The sequence below is a fragment of the Pseudomonas sp. Z1-29 genome, from assembly GCF_051131995.1.
In the GTDB taxonomy this organism is placed as follows: domain Bacteria; phylum Pseudomonadota; class Gammaproteobacteria; order Pseudomonadales; family Pseudomonadaceae; genus Aquipseudomonas.
Window position 1 is genome coordinate 5,405,915 of sequence record NZ_CP071645.1, and the last position, 18,802, is coordinate 5,424,716.

An 18,802-nucleotide genomic window follows, 5' to 3' on the forward strand; every position below is an offset into this window, starting at 1 on the left:
GAAGGGCCTGGACGGTCGCTTCAGCCCTTACTTCTGTTTTTCCAACTGGTGGTATTTGCCATCCTTGTCCCACTGGTAGACCACGTAGTCGGAGACTTTCAGGTCGCCTTTGGTGTCCCAGGCTTTTTCGCCCATGACGGTTTTCACCGGGTTGGCTTTCAGCCACTTGGCGGCGTCTTCGCCCTTGTTGGACTTGGCACCATTGAAACCGGCGGCCAGCGCCTGGACCGAGGCATAGGCGTACAGAGTGTAGCCCTCAGGCTCGACGCCCTGGGCACGGAAAGCGTCCACCACGGCCTTGCTGTCCGGCAGCAGGCGCGGGTCGGCGCCGAAGGTCATGTACACGCCATCGACGTATTGCGCGCCACCAGCGGTAGTGACCAGTTCATCGGTGACGATGCCATCGTCGGACATGAACTTGACGTCCTTGAGGCCTTGCTCACGCAGCTGGCGAACCAGCGGGCCGGCTTCCGGGTGCAGGCCGCCGAAGTAGACCACGTCGGCACCGGCCGAACGGATCTTGGTCACCACGGCGCTGAAGTCTTTTTCGCCACGGGTCAGGCCTTCGTACAACACAGGGGTCACGCCACGCTTGGCCAGTTGTGCCTTGGTAGCATCCGCCAGGCCTTGGCCGTAGGTGTCCTTGTCGTGCAGGACGACGACTTTCTTGCCCTTGAGCACGTCGACGATGTAGTCGCCAGCCACGATGCCTTGCTGGTCGTCACGACCACACATGCGGAACATCGCGCTCAGGCCACGTTCGGTAACGGCCGGGTTGGTCGAGCCTGGGGTGATGGCAATGATGCCTGCTTCGTCATAGACCTCGGAGGCCGGGATGGTGTTGGACGAGCAGAAGTGCCCGACCACGCCGATCACTTTGTCCTGGTCAACCAGTCGGTTGGCCACGGCCACGGCCTGCTTCGGTTCGCAGGCGTCGTCACCGGCGACCAGGACGATTTTTTCGCCATTGACGCCACCTGCCTTGTTGATGACATCGGCCGCGGCCTGCGCACCTTTCATGTACTGCTCGCCAAACGCGGCGTTGGCGCCGGTCATCGGCCCCGCCACACCAAATTTCACATCAGCCTGGGCAAACGCAGAAACACCCAGCGCAGCTGCCACTGCGAGGGCCAGAAAGCCTTTCTTGTAAAACGTCTGGGACATGAGGTGGTGCTCCAAGGTTTTTTTTAGTTGGCACTGCGACTTCACTTCACTGAAAAGCTAAGAGCAAGGGCCGTGCCATCGGTTTTTTATTCTTAAAAAAGTCGCTGCTTTATTGTTATTTCGACTGTTTCGGGCCCTTTTTCACAGGGCGTGCAACCGTCTAAACCGGACGAGGTGCAACCGTTTTTACAAGTAGGTGAAACCCTCCATGAGCCATCATTGCAACCGCCATACGAAACGGCGTGCAACCACTGTGTAACAACCTGCGTCACCTAACTGCACACTACCAGTGCGCGGCTGCTACAGCCCGCACCATAACAGGCTAGCCGCTGTGTTGAAAAACGCCGCTGCTCGTAACACTTTTCAACAATCAGATGACGATCCGCAGGCACTGGCCCGCGTGATACAGGGAAAAGCCCGCCTCATACAGGCAACTGCGCAGGCCCACGCCGGCCAAGGGTTGCATGGGCGCGAAAGGGATCGGCAATGCCTTGGCATCGCCGTGGCACAGATAGTCGGCGAATGCCTTGCCGACCACGGTGCCGGTGGTCACGCCTCGACCGTTGTAGCCGGTGACTGCCACCAGGCCTGGCGCCGGCTCGAACAGGCGCATCAGATGATCGGGCGTGAACGCAATGCAACCGGTCCAGGTGCACTCCCACTCCACAGGCTTGAGGTAAGGGAAATAATGCTGCTGGACGCGGTCCGCCCAGGCCTTGAGAAACCAGGTTGGCTTACGGTTGCCATTGCCCAGGCTGCCGAGCAGCAAGCGACCGTCCTTGTCCCGGCGGATGCTGCTCAATACCTGGCGAGTATCCCAGGAACCTTGCCCACCCGGCAGAATTCGGTGGGCGGCCGCGTCGGTCAGTGGGACCGAAGCGACCTGATAGTAATATCCGGGAAAGAAATTGCGCCGCAGTTCGGTCCAGTCGCCTTCGGTATAGGCGTTGGACGCGATCACGACTTGCTCGGCCAGCACCGAGCCCTGGGCAGTCTGCACTGACCAGCGCTGGCCTTGGCGTTCCAGGCGCGTGACCGGCGAATGATCGAACAACTGGCCGCCAAGGTCCTTGGCCGCCTTGGCCAGCCCGCTGGTGTAGGCCATCGGGTTGAGCGTGCCGGCGCGGCGATCGAGCAATGCCGCGGCGATCCTGTCGGTGCCGGTAGCCTCGGCACAGGCTTGGCCGGTCAGCAGTTCCACCGGCGCGCCACGGCGTTTCCATTGTTCTTCGCGGCTGCGCAGGTCCGCCTCGCCCCGGGCGTTGTGGGCCATATGCAGGGTGCCTTCGCGGCGCAGCTGGCAATCGATGTTGTATTTGTCGACGAGGCTGAACACCAAGGCCGGCGCGGCCCCGAGCATGCGGTTGAGCTGGCTGCCCACCGCCTCGCCAAAACCGGCCTCGATATCATCCGGCGGGATCCACAGGCCGGCGTTCACCAGCCCGACGTTACGCCCCGAGCCGCCATGTCCGGCCCGATGGGCTTCCAGCACTGCCACGCGTTTGCCCTGCTCGAGCAAGTGCACCGCCGCTGACAGACCGGTGAAACCGGCGCCGATGACGCAGACATCCACCGTCACCTCGCCTGTGAGCACGGTGTTTTCGGGCCGTTGTGGCGTCAGCTTTTCCCACAGACATTCTTCGCGTAACGGCATTGCCAGACTCCAACAGAAACCTAACAAACACAGAATTCAATGTGGGAGCGAGCCTGCTCGCGAAGCGGTTCATCTGCCAACCTTCATATTGGCTGATCCGGCGCTTTCGCAAGCAGGCTCGCTCCCACAGGGGACTATTTCCACAGAGAGCTTTCGCTGACCGGTTCTCAGTCGAAAGTAATCCCCTGGGCCAAAGGCAGTTCCAGCGAATAATTCACAGTATTGGTCTGACGACGCATATAGCCGCGCCATGCATCGGAGCCGGACTCGCGACCGCCGCCGGTTTCCTTTTCGCCACCAAAGGCACCGCCGATCTCCGCGCCGCTCGGGCCGATGTTGACGTTGGCGATGCCGCAATCGCTGCCCACCGCCGACATGAACTGCTCGGCCTCACGCACATCAGTGGTGAAGATGCACGACGACAGGCCTTGGGGCACGGAATTGTTCAAATCCAGTGCTTCAGCAAAATCCTGGTAACCGACCACGTAGAGGATCGGCGCGAACGTTTCGTGACGCACCACGTCACTTTGCTCCGGCATTTCGACGATGGCCGGCGAAACGTAGTAGGCGTTCGGGAACTGCTCTTCGAGCTGGCGCTTGCCACCAAACACCCGGCCGCCTTCGCTGAGGGCCTGCTCCAGCGCATCCTGCATGTTGTCGAAGCTCTGCTTGTCGATCAGCGGCCCTACCAGGTTGCCTTCCAGCGGATGACCGATGCGCACTTTCGAGTAGGCGGCCTTGAGGCGGGTGACGATCTCCTCCTTCACCGATTCATGGGCGATCAAACGGCGCAGGGTGGTGCAGCGCTGGCCGGCGGTGCCGACGGCGCTGAACAGGATCGCCCGCACTGCCATGTCCAGGTCGGCGCTCGGGGCCAGGATCATGGCGTTGTTGCCACCCAGTTCGAGGATACTGCGGGCAAAACGCGCCGCGACTTTTGGTGCGACTTCGCGCCCCATCCGGGTGCTGCCGGTGGCGCTGATCAACGCCACGCGCGGGTCATCCACCAGGGCTTCGCCGGCATCGCGACCACCGATGATCACTTGGCTCAGGTACGGCGGCGCATCACTGAAATTCTCCAGTACGCGCTCGAACAATGCCTGGCAGGCCAGGGCGGTCAGCGGGGTTTTCTCCGACGGTTTCCAGATCACCGAATTGCCGCACACCAGGGCCAGCGTGGTGTTCCAGGCCCACACCGCCACCGGGAAGTTGAAGGCGCTGATCACCCCGACCACCCCCAGCGGGTGCCAGGTTTCCCGCATGTGATGGCCCGGTCGCTCGGAGGCGATGGTCAGGCCATACAACTGGCGGGATAGACCGACGGCGAAATCACAGATGTCGATCATCTCCTGCACTTCACCCAGGCCTTCCTGAGTGATCTTGCCGGCTTCCCACGACACCAGTTCGCCGAGGTCGGCCTTGTATTCACGCAGCAGGTCGCCAAACTGACGCACCAGCTCGCCGCGACGGGGCGCCGGCACCTTGCGCCACAAATCGAAGGCATGTTCGGCACGGCTGACCTGTTGCTCGACTTCGGCGGCGCCTTCCCAGTTCACCGCGCCGATGCGGCTGCCGTCGATGGGCGAATGCACGGGCTGTTTGCCGTTCTGGTACAGGGCCGGGTTGACGCCCAGACGATCAAGCAATGCAGCAACCATGGGTAATTCCTCATGCGAAAGACAAAGATGTGGCAGCCGGGCAATCACGGCTGATCAGACCTGTAGTTGTAGCTGGCCCGAGACTTGCCAACAAACGACCTTTAAGCGAGATATCATTCCGTTTATTCATGCTGCCACTCAAGCAGACTCTTCAGCATAAAAGCAGAGCGACAAAAATAAGGCTCCATCATGCTCAATAAGCGCTATTTGCCGTCTATCACCGCGCTGCAGTGCTTCGAAGCGGTGACCCGTCACCTGAGCTTCACCCGCGCCGCCGAAGAATTGAACCTGACCCAGAGCGCCGTCAGCAAACAGGTCGCGCAGCTTGAAGAGTTGCTGCAACACCTGCTGTTTCGCCGCGTTCGCCGACGCTTGCAGCTGACGCCCGCCGGGGATCTGTATCTGGGGGAGGTGCGAAAAATCCTTTCCCAGGTAGAGATGTCGACCCATTACCTGCGTTCCTACGGTGGCGACACCGAAGTCCTGCGAGTCTCTACGCCTCCGACCTTCGGCGCCCGCTGGCTGGTCCCGCGGCTCAAGGGCTGGCGCCTGCGCCATCCCAGCATTCATCTGGACCTGTGCAGCGAGCAGGAGGCCGACGACCTGCAGCAGGGACGCAGTGACCTGGCGTTCTATTTTGGCCAGGGATCGCGGCCGGGCACCGAATCCCTGAAGCTGTTCGGCGAAGAACTGGTGCCGGTCTGCGCCCCGGGCAGCTTGCCGGACGAGCCTTTTACCGACCCCACGCAACTGACCGGGCTGGTGCTGCTGCAGAACGCCTCCCGGCCCCAGGCATGGCATGACTGGTTCGACCATCAGGGTTATCACACCGAACACAGCTACCACGGGCCACGCTTCGAGACGTTTTACATGTGCATCCGCGCCGCCCAGGTCGGCTGTGGCGTGGCCCTGTTGCCAAGATTCCTGGTGGAGGAAGAACTGGCTGACGGCAAGCTGGTCATCCCTTGGCAACATCCGATGCCCAGTACCAATGCCTACTACCTGGCGTACCCGGAACATTCGGCGGAAGTGCCCAAGGTGCGGTTGTTCGTGGAATGGATGCTGGAGCAGATCGATAGCCCTGATGCGCCGCCATAGCGACAGTTGCCCCCCGTGGCGAGGGAGCTTGCTCCCGCTGGGCTGCGCAGCGGCCCTAAAAATCTGTCAGATGAAAAACTCTGCGTCTGCTTCGCAGCCGAGCGGGAGCAAGCTCCCTCGCCACAAAAAGATCTGCGGACGCTAAAAATACTGGCAATAATCATCACGGTTATGCGCCACTAGACCTTTCAACACGACTGCCGCACGCCGCAGCACCCGTCTGGAGATTCCCATTATGAGCGAGAGCGTGTTTGCCGATCGCATCGTGCAGAACCTGCTCGACACCGACTTCTACAAGCTGACGATGATGCAGGCGGTGCTGCACAACTACCCCAACGTCGAAGTGGAATGGGAGTTTCGTTGCCGCAACAGCGAAGACCTGCGCCCTTACCTCGCGGAAATTCGTTTCCAGATCGAACGCCTCGCCGAGTTGAGCCTGAGCGCCGACCAGCTGGGTTTCCTTGAGCGCATCAGCTTCCTCAAGCCGGATTTCCTGCGCTTCCTGGGCTTGTTTCGCTTCAACCTGCGCTATGTGCACACCGGCATCGATAACGGCGAGCTGTTTATCCGTCTGCGCGGGCCCTGGCTGCACGTCATCCTGTTCGAAGTACCGCTGCTGGCCATCGTCAGCGAGGTGCGCAACCGTTATCGCTACCGTGAAGTCGTCCTGGAACAGGCGCGAGAGCAGCTTTATCGCAAGTTCGACTGGCTGACGGCCAACGCCAGTGCCGACGAATTGTCCGAACTGCAAGTGGCCGACTTCGGTACTCGCCGCCGGTTTTCCTACCGTGTCCAGGAAGAAGTGGTGAACGTGCTCAAGCACGACTTCCCCGGCCGCTTCGTCGGCACCAGCAATGTGCACCTGTCCCGAGAGCTGGACATGAAGCCCTTGGGCACCATGGCCCACGAATGGATCATGGCCCACCAGCAGCTGGGTCCGCGACTGATCGACAGCCAGATCGCCGCGCTCGATTGCTGGGTTCGTGAATACCGAGGCCTGCTGGGCATCGCGCTGACCGACTGCATCACCATGGATGCGTTCCTCAAGGACTTCGATCTGTTCTTCGCCAAGCTGTTCGACGGTTTGCGCCATGATTCGGGGGATCCGGTCATCTGGGCTGAAAAGGCCATTGCCCACTACCACAAACTGGGCATCGACCCGATGAGCAAGACCCTGGTGTTCTCCGACAGCCTGACATTGCCCAAATGCCTGGATATTTTCCGCGCCTTGCGTGGTCGCATTAATGTGAGCTTCGGTATCGGGACCAACCTGACCTGCGACATTCCAGGCGTGGAGCCGATGAGCATCGTGCTTAAAATGATCAGCTGTGACGGGCAACCCGTGGCCAAGATTTCCGACGAGCCCGGCAAGACCCACTGCAAGGACCCGAATTTCGTCGCCTATATGCGACATGTTTTCCAAGTACCTGCCGCCCTTTCCGGCACATCAAGCAAGGAGTGAATTCATGCAAGCCGTACAGCGTGAGATTGCTGAACAGCTCAAGGTCCAGCCACCGTTCGCCGATGACGCCGCCCTCAAGGCCGAAATCGCGCGCCGGGTGAGCTTCATTCAGGACTGCCTCGTCAACTCGGGTCTCAAGAGCCTGGTGCTGGGAATCAGCGGTGGGGTCGACTCGTTGACCGCCGGCCTGCTGGCCCAACGTGCCGTGCGCGAGCTGCGGGAAAAAACCGGCAATTCGGCGTACCGGTTCATCGCCGTGCGCCTGCCGTACGAAACCCAGTTCGATGAGCACGAAGCCCAGGCCTGCGTCGATTTCATCGAGCCGGACGAGCGCCATACCGTCAACATCGGTCCGGCGGTCAAGGCATTGGCGAAGGAAGTCCTGGCATTCGAAGGCAAGGCGCCGGGTTCGCGGGATTTCGTGTTGGGCAATACCAAGGCGCGGATGCGCATGGTGGCGCAATACACCATCGCCGGCGCGGAGCAAGGCCTGGTGATCGGCACCGATCACGCGGCCGAAGCGGTCATGGGTTTCTTCACCAAGTTCGGTGACGGCGCCTGTGACCTGGCCCCGCTGAGCGGCCTGGTGAAAAACCAGGTCCGGGCCATCGCCCGGGATTTCGGCGCGCCGGAGTCGCTGGTGGAAAAAGTCCCCACCGCTGATCTGGAAGACCTGTCGCCGGGCAAGCCGGATGAAGCCGCCCATGGTGTGACCTACGGCGAGATCGACGCCTTCCTGCATGGCCAACCGATTCGCGAAGAGGCGGCCAGGATCATTTGCGAAACCTACCGCAAGACCGAGCACAAGCGAGTGATGCCGTACGCTCCGTGATCACCGCGGTGGTCTGATATCACCTGTGGGAGCGAGCCTGCTCGCGAAGGCGTCGCATCAGCTACATCAATGCTGACTGACACACCGCTTTCGCGAGCAGGCTCGCTCCCACAGGGGTCGGGTATTTACCAGGTATAAAAAAAGCGCCCTGCACGGGGGCGCTTTTTTTGTGCCGGAAATTTGATTACTTCAGAGTGACCGTGCCTTTCATCATCGAGATGTGGCCCGGGAACGAGCAGAAGAAACCGTACTTCTCGGAAGCACTCAATTTCGAAACATCAAAGGTCACCGAGTCGGTTTCCTTGGCGCCGATGATTTTGGTGTGGGCGATGATGCGAGCATCACCTTCCTTCAGGTAATCCTTGTCAATGCCAGCGGCCAGACCGTCGGTGGCGATCGGCTGCATGTCAGCCTCTTTGCTCAGCACCCAGTTATGACCCATGACGTTCTTCGGCAAGCTGCCCGAGTGCTTCAGCTCAACGGTGAAGGTTTTGCAGCTCTTGTCGATTTCGATGGCCTTGGTATCGAAGGACATCTGATCGGTGGAATCAATGGTGGTCTTGCATTCCGCTGCCATCAGTTGGCTGCTGGCCAGCGTCAACAGGGATACTGCTACAAGTTTGGCGAACATCATGAATCTCCAAGGCATGGTTAACAAAATTCCGTCAAAGGGGAAGACTGCCTGATTTTCCAGCAAGTTCCTATGACCTGTGTCAAAGATTGTATACAACTTAAGACTATCAGCCTGATGGACAGAATCAACCAGCCACAAGTATGACTCGCCCGTTACGATCGGCTCCATCACCTCTCTGGAGCAACCGTCATGAACCTCAACAGCCTGTTATGCAGCCTGCTCGCCGCCTACGCCTGCGGCGCCAGCGGCACCTACGAAAAACCCCGGCGCGAGGTTTAATTCTTTGCGCGACAAGGGGCAGGCTTTACTCTGGACCGGTTAGCGATCACGGAGTAAAGCATGTCCATAGCGTCTGTTTGTGTATTTTGCGGTGCCAGCGCCGGCAACCATCCCGCCTATCGCGAAGCGGCTCAGGCCCTGGGGCAGGCACTGGCGGAGCGAAAACTGACCCTGGTCTACGGCGGCGGCGCGGTCGGCCTGATGGGAATCGTCGCCGATGCAGCCCTTGCGGCTGGCGGCGAAGTGATTGGCATCATCCCGCAAAGCCTGAAAGACAAGGAAATCGGCCACAGTGGCCTGACGCGCCTGGAAGTGGTGGACGGCATGCATGCGCGCAAGGCCCGCATGGCTGAACTCAGCGACGCCTTCATCGCCCTTCCCGGCGGCCTCGGCACCCTGGAAGAACTTTTCGAAGTGTGGACCTGGGGCCAGCTCGGCTACCACGCTAAACCGCTGGGGCTGCTGGAAGTGAACGGTTTCTACAGCAAACTCACCGGTTTTCTCGATCACATCGTCGGTGAAGGCTTCGTCCGGGCGCCGCATCGTGACATGCTGCAAGTGAGCGACTCGGCCCATGACCTGCTCGATGCGCTGGATGAATGGCAACCCTCGGTGCCGCCGAAATGGGCCGAGCAAAAACCCAGCTAACGGCTCGACCCCGATACAGGGCAGAATACGCGCCGCTCAACCTCACCTTCGACCCCAGAGGATCGCCCATGGCCAAACCCAATTATTCCTTCGCCAAACGTCAGAGAGACCTGGCCAAGGAGCAGAAGAAAGAGGAAAAGCTCCAGCGCAAGAAAGCCACCGCCGATGAAGCAGCACTGAACCCCGATGCTGAAGGTGAAGTGGCGGCAGACGATGATGCAGATGCACCGAAAGACCAGGCCCCCGACGCCTGACTCCTCCAGGGCCCGATGATCCGATCCGGCCCCACGGTTTTGTGTCCAGGGCCGGCAGCCTCGCTGCCGGCCCTCACAACCCCAGCGCGTTGATAATCGACAAGCGATAACCAGCCGGCATGTTCGCTGGCAACTGGCTTGGCTCGAACAGCCCGATCTCCTTGTGCTCATGACTGATCGTCGGCACGAAACCGCCCAGCAACTGGCAGCGGTAAGTGGAGATGAACACGTGTTTGCCGGGAATCACCTCGAACAGATACGAATCCAGTGGTTCGCCCACGCTGACCTCGACCGCCAACTCCTCGGCGATTTCCCGTGCCAGGCACTGCGGCGGCGTTTCGCCCAGCTCGATCCGCCCACCGGGCAGCTCCCATTCGTCACGCTCGTTGAGCATCAGCACGACCAGGCCGTCGGGAGATTGCAGTACGCCTTTGATGGAAACCGGGAACATATAAAAGTCTCATTGTCAGTCAATTCACCTGTGGCGAGGGAGCTTGCTCCCTCGCCACAGGTGTTCATTGGAACATCAGATCACTGTTCCAACGGCATCACCGTCACCCGTACCTCCGGGTCATGGGTACCGCCCCCCAGGATCACCCCGCGCAAAGGCGACACATCGGAAAAGTCCCGGCCCCAGGCCAGGGTGATGTGCTCCAGGGACGGTTGCACGTTGTTGGTCGGATCGAAATCCACCCATCCCAGCACCGGGCAAAACACCGAAATCCAGGCGTGAGAAGCATCGGCACCAATCAATCGAGCCTGGCCGGGGGGTGGCTGCGTCAACAGATAGCCGCTGACGTAACGCGCCGCCAATCCGCGAGAGCGTACGCAGGCCAGCATCAGGTGGGCAAAATCCTGGCAGACGCCCCGGCGTCGCTCCAGCACTTCCACCAGCGGTGTCGCGACCTGGGTGGCCTCCGCGTCGAAAGTGAATTCCTCGAAGATTTTTTCCATCAGCGCCTGGACGCCGAGCATCAACGGACGACCAACCGGGAAACAACTTTCGGAAAACTCGACGAAGCTGCGCTTGAGGTGCACATAGGGTGACTCGAAACGATAGCGGCATGCATCCAGCAACTGCGCCGTCAGCGGCCGGCCGCTGTAGGTCAATGCATGACGAGTGGATTCCCAGGCGGGCGATGAACCGAAATCCAGTGGCGGGCGCGCCAGCACCTCGACGCTCAGGCGGGCATTGACCAGCAGCTCATCGTGGGGCCGCTCGAAGGCCAGGCGGGTCAGCGGATTGCCGAACACATCCTCTTCATCGCGACGGGTCGTGGGCTCCGGGCTGATGGTCAGTTGTCGTTCGGTACAGCGCTGCCATTCACAGGGCCGCGGCCATAGATGCGCCAGTTGCTGGGCGAGGGACACCGGGCTGTCGTAATGGTAGTGGGTGTCGTGAAGGATCTGGTAACGGGCATTCATCAGACGGATACCGTGCGCTGGCTGACGTCGTCAACATGGGCGAAATGGCGCAAGGCCAGGCGATCGGACACGTGCCCGCTGACATCGGCGACTTCCTGCAGCAGATCGGCCAACCCGTCGAGCGCCGCGCGCAGGCTGGCTTCGCCAAACAAAAGACTCTCCAGGCAGCGCAGGTCAAAGCGCGACAGTCGCGACACCAGTTCCGGCAGGGCGGTTTCTCTCGGCGCGCCAAAATCGTCGTTCAGACGCTTGACGGTGCGCGCCACCAGTTTCAACTGGAAGAGCACTGCGTGAGGGTTCTGTTCGTCCAGCAACAGAAGATCGAGCACCGGGATCAGCTGCGCCACCGCCAGGTATCGCGAACGGTAGGTGATGCTGCTATTGCCCAACTCCAGCAACCATTCCAGCCCGGCCTGATCGAAAACCGCCTCGCCGCGCAGGAATGCCGCCAGGCTGCTGCTGAGAAATTGCAGACGCTCCAGGCGCCGGCCGATCATCAGGAAACGCCAGCCCTCGTCGCGGGTCATGTCGTCCAGGGCGAACCCGGACAACGCGGCCAGGGACATCACCAGTCGATTGAGAAAATCCAGCAACTCACCGAAGTCCGGCTCGCTGGTTTCCAGTTCCACGGCTTCGCGTTGCAGTTCCACCAGTGCCTGCCAGTTCTCCCGGGACAGCTTGCCACGGACCTGGGAGGCCGCCCACTGCAAGCGCTGCAGATTGGAGCGCAGGCTGAACGACCAGTCATCCCCGAGCATGGCCGCCAGCAGGCGTTCGGGCAACTCGCCCTCCTCCGGCAACAACATCAGGCTCTCGCCCAGGGCGACCGCCGATTGCAAGGCCTGCGGATCATCGCCATCGACATAGCGCGCCAGCATGATCCGCAGCAGACGGGCGCTGTCGTCGCAACGTTCGCAGTAGCGGCCAAACCAGAACAGGTTTTCCACCACACGAGACGGCAGATAGGGATCGCGGCGCACCAGATCATGCACGCCCACGGTTCGCTGGGCCTTCCATTGCTCACCGCCGGGCGCCTGCTCGCCAAGTACCCAGGTGTCCTTGCTGGCGCCTCCGCGCTGCATCGACACCACTTCGGCATCAGCCTCGGCGGCCACGCGGGTCAGGCCTCCCGGCAGCACTCGATAATCGTCTTTGCCGGACACCGCATAAACCCGCATGCCAATGGCTCGAGGCTGGATCTGGCCGTCTTCGGCCTGCCATACCGGCGCCTGGGACAGTTGCGCCAGTTCCTGAGCAACATAGGCATAGGGCCGCGCCTGCATGCGTGCGGCCAATCGAGCGCGCTGGTCTTCGTCCAGGTCACGACCGAATACCGGCGTGAAGCTCTGGGACGGAAACGCCGGCTTGATCAACAACTGCGGCAGTTTCTCCAGGGCCTGGGCCAGCACCGGCGGCTCTCCGCACCACCAGGTGGCGATGGAGGGCAGCATCAGCTCTTCACCGAAAAGAAACTGACTTATTTTCGGCAGGAATCCCAAGAGCCCGGGAGACTCCAGGACTCCGCTACCCAGTGCATTGGCCACCAGCACCCGCCCCTGACGCACCGCCTCCAGCAATCCGGGCACGCCCAGGGCCGAATCGGTGCGCAACTCCAGCGGGTCGCAGAAATCATCATCGAGCCGACGCATGATCGCGTGCACCCGACGCAGCCCGCTAAGCGTCTTCAGATAGACCGTGGCGTCGCGGACGGTCAGGTCGCCGCCTTCCACCAGCGGATAGCCGAGTTGCCGCGCCAGGTAGAGGTGTTCGAAGTAGCTTTCGTTGAACCGACCGGGCGTCAGCAGTACCACCAGCGGCGGCTCGCCGTTGCTGGGAGCCTGTCGCGCCAGGGTTTCTTGCAACGTGCGGAAGAAACCGGACAGGTGTTGCACCTTGAGGTCGCGATAAAGGTCGGGAAAGGCTCGCGACACGATCGTGCGATTTTCCAACGCATAACCGGCGCCCGAGGGCGCCTGGGTCCGATCCGCAGTCACCCACCAGCGGCCGTCGGGCGCGCGCGCCAGATCCACGGCATACAAGTGCAGGAAGTTGCCGTCTGGCGGCGTGATGCCCTGGCAGGGCCAAAGGAAATTGTTGTGCCCGAACACCAGCTCTGCCGGCAACAGCCCCTCGCTGATCAACCGCTGCGGCCCGTACAGGTCGGCCAGAACGGCATTGAGCAAGCGTGCCCGCTGGGCAATGCCGGCCGACAGTTGCGTCCATTCCCGAGCGTCGATGACATGGGGCAGCAGGTCCAGCTCCCAAGGCCGATCAGCTCCCTTGGGGTCTGCATAGACGTTATAGGTGACGCCATTTTCCTGGATCTGCCGGGCGAGCAATGCCTGGCGCTGGATCAACTGAGCCGGCGTGCTGCGCTGCAATTGGTCGAACAGCCGCCGCCAATGCGCACGCACCGCACCGCTGTCATCCAGCAATTCGTGATAGGTGCCCGTCGTCAACGGGTAACGGTCAAGCAGGTCAGGCATGGAAAGCTCGGCAGGACGGCAATGAAAGGTGAGACTAGCGCAGGCAGATGACACCCGGATAGGTATGTTTGAGCTGAATCCGGCAAGAGGCTTCAGGGGCAATCATCGTGGCGAGGGAGCTTGCTCCCGCTCGGTTGCGCAGCGACCGTAAAATCCTGGGGCTGCTGCGCAGCCCAGCGGGAGCAAGCTCCCTCGCCACAGGGTAAATCTATCGCTTCAATGCCCCTTGGAAGCGTCGCAGATCGAGAGTGAAGGGAAATTCGTCATCCGTTGCCAGGTTCGGTATCGGAAGTTTCCCAGGCGTGTGTCCGATCCTAAAGAAACGCGCCATCCGCCGGCTCTCCGCCTCGTTGGCGTTGACCGGCAGGCTGTCATAGTTGCGCCCGCCCGGATGCGCCACGTGGTACTGACAGCCGCCCAGCGAACGTTGCATCCAGGTGTCGAGCACATCGAATACCAGCGGCGCATGGACCGGGATGGTCGGTTGCAGGCAGTTGGCCGGTTGCCAGGCGCGGAAACGTACCCCGGCGACGAACTCACCGACTCGACCGGTGGGTTGCAAGGGTACCGGTACGCCGTTGCAAGTCAGCAGATAACGTTGTGGCGCCAGGCCGCTGAGCTTGACCTGCAAGCGCTCCAGGGACGAGTCCACGTAGCGTACGGTGCCCCCCGCCGTGCCCTCCTCTCCCAGCACATGCCAGGGTTCCAGCGCCTGACGCAACTGCAGCTCGATACCATTGACCGCGTAATCGCCGACCTTGGGAAAGCGGAACTCCAGGTGCGCGGCGAACCACTCGGCCCGCAGCGGATAACCGGCGACATTGAGGTCGTCGATGACATCGGCAAAATCCTGCTCGATGAAATGCGGCAGCAAGAAGCGATCGTGCAGCTCGGTGCCCCAGCGCGCCAGTTTCGCCGGCGCGTAGGGTTCACGCCAGAACCGCGCCACCAGCGCCCGCAGCAGTAACTGCTGGGCCAGGCTCATGCGGGCGTGGGGCGGCATTTCGAAAGCGCGCAGCTCCAGCAAGCCGAGACGCCCGGTGGCGCCGTCCGGTGAATAGAGCTTGTCGATGCAGAACTCGGCGCGGTGGGTATTACCGGTCACGTCGATCAACAGGTTGCGCAGCAATCGGTCCACCAGCCAGGGCGGACACGCTTCGCCAGGCTCGGGCATTTGCGCGAAGGCGATCTCCAGTTCATATAACGCGTCGTTGCGCGCCTCGTCCACGCGGGGCGCCTGGGACGTCGGGCCGATGAACAGTCCGGAAAACAGGTAGGACAACGACGGATGGTTATGCCAGTAGCTGATCAGGCTGCGCAGCAAGTCGGGACGACGCAGGAAGGGCGAGTCAGCCGGCGTCGCGCCGCCCAGGACGAAATGGTTACCGCCACCGGTGCCGGTGTGTCGACCGTCGATCATGAATTTTTCGGTGGTCAGCCGGTTCAGCCGCGCCTGCTCGTAAAGAAACTCGGTGCGCTCGACCAGCTCATCCCAGGTCGCCGACGGTTGCACGTTGACCTCGATGACGCCCGGGTCAGGCGTGATGCGAAAATTGCTCAGGCGCGGATCGCTCGGCGGCTCGTAGCCTTCCAACAGCACAGGGCAGCCCAGTTCTTCTGCTGTCGCCTCGATGGCGCTGACCAGTTCCAGGTAATCCTCGACCCGTTCCAGCGGCGGCATGAACAGATAGAGCCGCCCGTCCCTGGCCTCGGCACAGAACGCGGTGCGCGTCAGCCAATCGGCCGATTCGTCGACCTTCGGCGCGCGCTCCTGTTCCAGGGCCGGCTCGCCGTGATGGGTGAGTTGCTCGGTGCCAGGCAACTCGGGCAAGTCCTGGTTCGGGTCGGTGGGGTGGATGAAGGGATACTCGGCTGCCGTCACCCATGGCTGCGACGCCAGCGGCAAGCGATAGCCCAGCGGCGAATCGCCCGGCACCAGCCGACAATGGCTGTCGCGCAAATACCAGCGGCCGCTTTGCCATTGATCGCCCTTGGCGGTGCGCGCCAGCGGCAGGACCTGGCCGACCACTTTGTCCAGGCCCTGGCTGAACACCTTGCGCAACCGCGCCCGCTCCAGGGGATCCTCGAGCCTAGGGTCCTCGGCTGTCACGTTCGAAGGCAAATTACCCTCGCGCCAGAGGTAATGGAAATTATCTTCGTAGGCAGCGAAGACGAACCGCGCAGGAATATTCAGGCGTTCGGCGACACTCGCCAGGAAGCGCCCGGCCAGTTCGCCATCGGCGCCGTAGTCCTGCTGTTCATCGGCGATCAGCGCGTTGTCGCGCCAGATCGGCACGCCGTCACGCCGCCAATAACAGTTGAGCGACCACCGCGGCAGTTGCTCGCCGGGGTACCACTTGCCCTGGCCGAAGTGCACCAGCCCCTCGGGCGCGTAGTGCTTGCGCATGCGCTGGAACAACTCGGCGGAGAGGCGACGCTTGTCCGGGCCGAGCGCTGCGGTATTCCACTCGGCGCCGTCCGGATCGTCGATGGAAACGAAGGTCGGCTCGCCGCCCATGGTCAGGCGCACGTCGCCCTCCAGCAGGTCGCTGTCGATCTGCCGGCCCAACGCCTGGATCGCCTGCCATTGCTCTTCGGTGTATGGCTTGGTGACCCGTGGCGCCTCCCAGATTCGCTCGACGGACATTTTGTGGCTGAACTGGCACTCGCAAGGTTCCACCAGGCCGCTGATCGGCGCTGCCGAGGACGGATCGGGACTACATGCCAAGGGGATATGCCCTTCACCGGCGAACAACCCGGACGTGGCGTCCAGGCCGATCCAGCCAGCGCCGGGCAGGTACACCTCGCACCAGGCATGCAGGTCGGTGAAGTCCACTTCCGTACCGGACGGGCCGTCGAGGCTTTTCACATCGGCGGTCAACTGGATCAGGTAACCGGAGACAAACCGCGCCGCCAGGCCCAGATGACGCAACAGTTGCACCAGCAGCCAGGCCGAATCCCGGCAGGAACCGGACGCATGCTCCAGGGTGTGCTCCGGCGTCTGCACGCCGGGCTCCATGCGGATCAGGTAACCGATGTCTTCGCTCAGGCGCTGGTTCAACGCCACCAGGAAGTCCACCGCCGGCAGCGGCGTGCGGTCGATGCCGTCCAGATAAGCCTTGAATCTCGGCGTCAGCGGCAGCTTTTCCAGATAGGGCATCAGCTCGTGTTTTTCGTCGGCTGCATACGTAAACGGAATTTTTTCGGCGTAGGGCTCGAGGAAAAAATCGAATGGATTGAACACTGCCATCTCGGCGACCAGATCGACCTCGACCCGCAGCTCATCGGTCTTTTCCGGGAACACCAGCCGCGCCAGGTAATTGCCCTGAGGGTCTTGTTGCCAGTTGATGAAGTGCTGATCGGGCGAGACTTTCAGCGCATATGAAAGAATGCGTGTACGGCTGTGGGCGGCCGGGCGCAGGCGCACGATCTGCGGACCGAGTTCGACAGCGCGCTCGTAGCGATAGTGTGTGACATGGTGCAAAGCGACATGGATCGACACGGCGTGCCTCCTGCGGAGCCTGGGCGTTATCGAAAGCGGCGCAAGACTTATGCCATGCAGGCAGGTCGGACACTTTCTACGTCTACTCAGGGCAGTAGAGCACTAAAACCGCGCGATGCCTGTATTGATCTGCAACGGCCGCACATAAATGCGGCGCGGGCGGTAGCGAATCGACTCAACGGCGCGGGCGCGAGGCCTTGGCGGATTGGATGATGCGTTCGCGCTGGTGGCGGATCTCGACGAGCTTGCGGCGCATTTCCCGGTGGCGTTTGCTGTTGATCAGGAGCAGTCCCAGTAGCGGTAACAGCACAGCGAAGATGTACACGCCCTGGTGCGGCCCGTAAGCAAACGTCGGCACCGCCGCCGCCAGACAGGCTAGGAAATAACCCGCCACACCCCAGATTGCCCAAGCGCGCCCGCGTGCAATCAGCAGGTTGCCCAAGACTAGAACCATCACCAGGGCCAACGTGCCGAAACCGACATAGTCGGTCCTGATCGAGGGCTCCAAGGCGCGCCAATAAGTGGCTCCGGCCAGAACGAGCAGCGTGGAACCGGAAAAACAGCCGAGCAGGATGGTGCCCATGAAAATCGGAAAATAGCGGGCCAGGAATGGCTTCAGTGATCCGCCGCCGATCATTCCGTGAACTCTTCGTACAGGCCGACGGCAACGGTTTTCACATGGCCACCACCGGTATAACTGCCGATGACGCCCAGGGCGCCGCCCAGCGAGTCCTTGATCTGAGTCAGGGTCGCATGCCGGATCTCAGCGGACGAGTAACGCTTGGGCAAAGCCCCTGCCCGTTGCTGCAACTTGAGCAACTTAGCGGTCAGGCTTGGGTCCTTCAGCGTCAGAAGTTCCTTGGTCAACTTACTGCGCTCTTGGCGATTCAGGCCCTTGAGCAACTGGTACCAGCTCTTGCCGGTGCCGGCCGCCTTGTTGGCCTTGAGCAATCGAACAGTCGTCAGCGCCGAGCCACCGACGCCCACCAGGGAAACACCGTCAAGAATCGGCGACACGATGTTGTACCAGTCAGCATCGTTCATCTCATCGTTGCCAGTAGGGTTGCTCAACTCGTTCGCCACCCGCATTCCGCCAATGACGCACTGCGCGGTACTGGCCGTAGCGGCAGCGGCGCCCAAGGCGACCACAAAAGCGCTGGCACCAGCCGTAAAGGGCACGGCAACGCTGCCACTGAATACCACCACCCAACCAATCACCGCGGCGACACAGGACAAGCCGGCATTGGTCGCCTCAATCCCGAGCTTCGACTCGCGTGGACTGCTTTTCACCTGTTCTATGAATTGCTGCGGAGCAATGTACTTTTTCGCCTCGCGCAAAATGATGCGTTTGGGCGCGATGCTGCAGATCGGCTTGAACTCCCGCAGCGTCACCACGTTGTAGTCGGAATCGACATACACCACCCCCGCACCGGTGATGTTGGGGTCGGCGTCGATCGCGGCAAACAGGCGCGGCAGGTTGATCTGGCTTTCGATGCGTTGACGGGCCATGAACTGGGAAAAGCTCAAGTCCATGCCGATGCCCGTTGAAGCGCTGCTCATATGAATCGTCCTTGAGAATCGATGGATTTAATTTCTTTCCACACGGAACCCCGTGGCGAGGGGATTTATCCCCGCTGGGTTGCGGAGCAGCCCTAAAAGGCTTAACGCAATCGACCTGCCCCACCGAGGTGGAAGGTTCTAGGACT

At 61.5% G+C, this 18,802-nt stretch carries 15 protein-coding genes; 5 read left to right on the forward strand and 10 right to left on the reverse strand.

All coding sequences use genetic code 11. The features are described from left to right. Positions 1-27 precede the first annotated feature (27 nt). From J3P84_RS24675 to amaB, 3 genes are all read right to left on the reverse strand, one after another. Positions 28-1,164, reverse strand: a complete 1,137-nt coding sequence (locus tag J3P84_RS24675; protein ID WP_434626354.1) for a branched-chain amino acid ABC transporter substrate-binding protein — start codon at positions 1,162-1,164, stop codon at positions 28-30. A 370-nt stretch (positions 1,165-1,534) separates the two neighbouring features. Then, complete coding sequence (gene amaA, locus J3P84_RS24680) at positions 1,535-2,818, reverse strand: L-pipecolate oxidase (protein ID WP_434626355.1); 1,284 nt, start codon at positions 2,816-2,818, stop codon at positions 1,535-1,537. 167 nt (positions 2,819-2,985) lie between these two features. Then, a complete protein-coding gene (gene amaB, locus J3P84_RS24685; protein WP_434626356.1) occupies positions 2,986-4,476 on the reverse strand; it encodes an L-piperidine-6-carboxylate dehydrogenase in 1,491 nt (496 codons plus the stop codon). A 189-nt stretch (positions 4,477-4,665) separates the two neighbouring features. Here amaB and J3P84_RS24690 point away from each other — a divergent pair, with 189 nt between their 5' ends. The 3 genes from J3P84_RS24690 (at position 4,666) to nadE (ending at position 7,868) form a co-directional block, all read left to right on the forward strand. Next, positions 4,666-5,574: a LysR family transcriptional regulator gene (locus tag J3P84_RS24690; protein ID WP_434626357.1), complete on the forward strand. Its 909-nt coding sequence runs from the start codon at positions 4,666-4,668 to the stop codon at positions 5,572-5,574. Between the two features lie 235 nt (positions 5,575-5,809). Further along, on the forward strand, positions 5,810-7,036 hold the full coding sequence (pncB, locus tag J3P84_RS24695) for a nicotinate phosphoribosyltransferase (RefSeq protein WP_305497159.1): 1,227 nt from the start codon (positions 5,810-5,812) through the stop codon (positions 7,034-7,036). 4 nt (positions 7,037-7,040) lie between these two features. Continuing rightward, positions 7,041-7,868: an ammonia-dependent NAD(+) synthetase gene (gene nadE / locus J3P84_RS24700; RefSeq protein WP_434626359.1), complete on the forward strand. Its 828-nt coding sequence runs from the start codon at positions 7,041-7,043 to the stop codon at positions 7,866-7,868. Between the two features lie 184 nt (positions 7,869-8,052). Here nadE and azu read toward each other — a convergent pair whose 3' ends face one another. Next, the gene (gene azu, locus J3P84_RS24705; protein WP_434631516.1) at positions 8,053-8,499 is read right to left on the reverse strand and encodes an azurin; all 447 of its coding nucleotides are present in this window, start codon (positions 8,497-8,499) and stop codon (positions 8,053-8,055) included. Positions 8,500-8,841: 342 nt separating this feature from the next. On the opposite strand from azu, the gene J3P84_RS24710 reads away from it, so the two are divergent. Beyond that, the gene (locus J3P84_RS24710) at positions 8,842-9,429 is read left to right on the forward strand and encodes a TIGR00730 family Rossman fold protein (RefSeq protein ID WP_434626360.1); all 588 of its coding nucleotides are present in this window, start codon (positions 8,842-8,844) and stop codon (positions 9,427-9,429) included. A 68-nt stretch (positions 9,430-9,497) separates the two neighbouring features. Further along, positions 9,498-9,683, forward strand: coding sequence for a hypothetical protein (locus J3P84_RS24715; RefSeq protein WP_434569990.1), 186 nt, complete (start codon positions 9,498-9,500; stop codon positions 9,681-9,683). Between the two features lie 73 nt (positions 9,684-9,756). Here J3P84_RS24715 and J3P84_RS24720 read toward each other — a convergent pair whose 3' ends face one another. From J3P84_RS24720 to J3P84_RS24745, 6 genes are all read right to left on the reverse strand, one after another. Continuing rightward, a complete protein-coding gene (locus J3P84_RS24720) occupies positions 9,757-10,134 on the reverse strand; it encodes an NUDIX hydrolase (RefSeq protein WP_434626361.1) in 378 nt (125 codons plus the stop codon). 80 nt (positions 10,135-10,214) lie between these two features. Further along, entirely contained in the window at positions 10,215-11,108 is an 894-nt protein-coding gene (locus J3P84_RS24725) for a transglutaminase family protein (protein WP_434626362.1), read from the reverse strand. Beyond that, entirely contained in the window at positions 11,108-13,594 is a 2,487-nt protein-coding gene (locus J3P84_RS24730) for a circularly permuted type 2 ATP-grasp protein (protein WP_434626363.1), read from the reverse strand. The genes J3P84_RS24725 and J3P84_RS24730 overlap by 1 nt, the downstream gene beginning before the upstream one ends. 208 nt (positions 13,595-13,802) lie before the next feature. Further along, positions 13,803-17,096, reverse strand: coding sequence for a DUF2126 domain-containing protein (locus J3P84_RS24735; RefSeq protein ID WP_434626364.1), 3,294 nt, complete (start codon positions 17,094-17,096; stop codon positions 13,803-13,805). 175 nt (positions 17,097-17,271) lie between these two features. Beyond that, the gene (locus J3P84_RS24740) at positions 17,272-17,733 is read right to left on the reverse strand and encodes a hypothetical protein (protein ID WP_434626365.1); all 462 of its coding nucleotides are present in this window, start codon (positions 17,731-17,733) and stop codon (positions 17,272-17,274) included. Then, positions 17,730-18,656, reverse strand: coding sequence for an NAD synthetase (locus J3P84_RS24745; protein WP_434626366.1), 927 nt, complete (start codon positions 18,654-18,656; stop codon positions 17,730-17,732). The genes J3P84_RS24740 and J3P84_RS24745 overlap by 4 nt, the downstream gene beginning before the upstream one ends. Positions 18,657-18,802 lie beyond the last annotated feature (146 nt).

Excerpts from the sequence above, each read along its gene's own strand:
- J3P84_RS24675 (WP_434626354.1), bottom strand. The coding sequence starts at position 1,164 with ATGTCCCAGACGTTTTACAAGAAAGGCTTTCTGGCCCTCGCAGTGGCA.
- amaA (WP_434626355.1), bottom strand. The coding sequence starts at position 2,818 with ATGCCGTTACGCGAAGAATGTCTGTGGGAAAAGCTGACGCCACAACGG.
- amaB (WP_434626356.1), bottom strand. The coding sequence starts at position 4,476 with ATGGTTGCTGCATTGCTTGATCGTCTGGGCGTCAACCCGGCCCTGTAC.
- J3P84_RS24690 (WP_434626357.1), top strand. The coding sequence starts at position 4,666 with ATGCTCAATAAGCGCTATTTGCCGTCTATCACCGCGCTGCAGTGCTTC.
- pncB (WP_305497159.1), top strand. The coding sequence starts at position 5,810 with ATGAGCGAGAGCGTGTTTGCCGATCGCATCGTGCAGAACCTGCTCGAC.
- nadE (WP_434626359.1), top strand. The coding sequence starts at position 7,041 with ATGCAAGCCGTACAGCGTGAGATTGCTGAACAGCTCAAGGTCCAGCCA.
- azu (WP_434631516.1), bottom strand. The coding sequence starts at position 8,499 with ATGTTCGCCAAACTTGTAGCAGTATCCCTGTTGACGCTGGCCAGCAGC.
- J3P84_RS24710 (WP_434626360.1), top strand. The coding sequence starts at position 8,842 with ATGTCCATAGCGTCTGTTTGTGTATTTTGCGGTGCCAGCGCCGGCAAC.
- J3P84_RS24715 (WP_434569990.1), top strand. The coding sequence starts at position 9,498 with ATGGCCAAACCCAATTATTCCTTCGCCAAACGTCAGAGAGACCTGGCC.
- J3P84_RS24720 (WP_434626361.1), bottom strand. The coding sequence starts at position 10,134 with ATGTTCCCGGTTTCCATCAAAGGCGTACTGCAATCTCCCGACGGCCTG.
- J3P84_RS24725 (WP_434626362.1), bottom strand. The coding sequence starts at position 11,108 with ATGAATGCCCGTTACCAGATCCTTCACGACACCCACTACCATTACGAC.
- J3P84_RS24730 (WP_434626363.1), bottom strand. The coding sequence starts at position 13,594 with ATGCCTGACCTGCTTGACCGTTACCCGTTGACGACGGGCACCTATCAC.
- J3P84_RS24740 (WP_434626365.1), bottom strand. The coding sequence starts at position 17,733 with ATGATCGGCGGCGGATCACTGAAGCCATTCCTGGCCCGCTATTTTCCG.
- J3P84_RS24745 (WP_434626366.1), bottom strand. The coding sequence starts at position 18,656 with ATGAGCAGCGCTTCAACGGGCATCGGCATGGACTTGAGCTTTTCCCAG.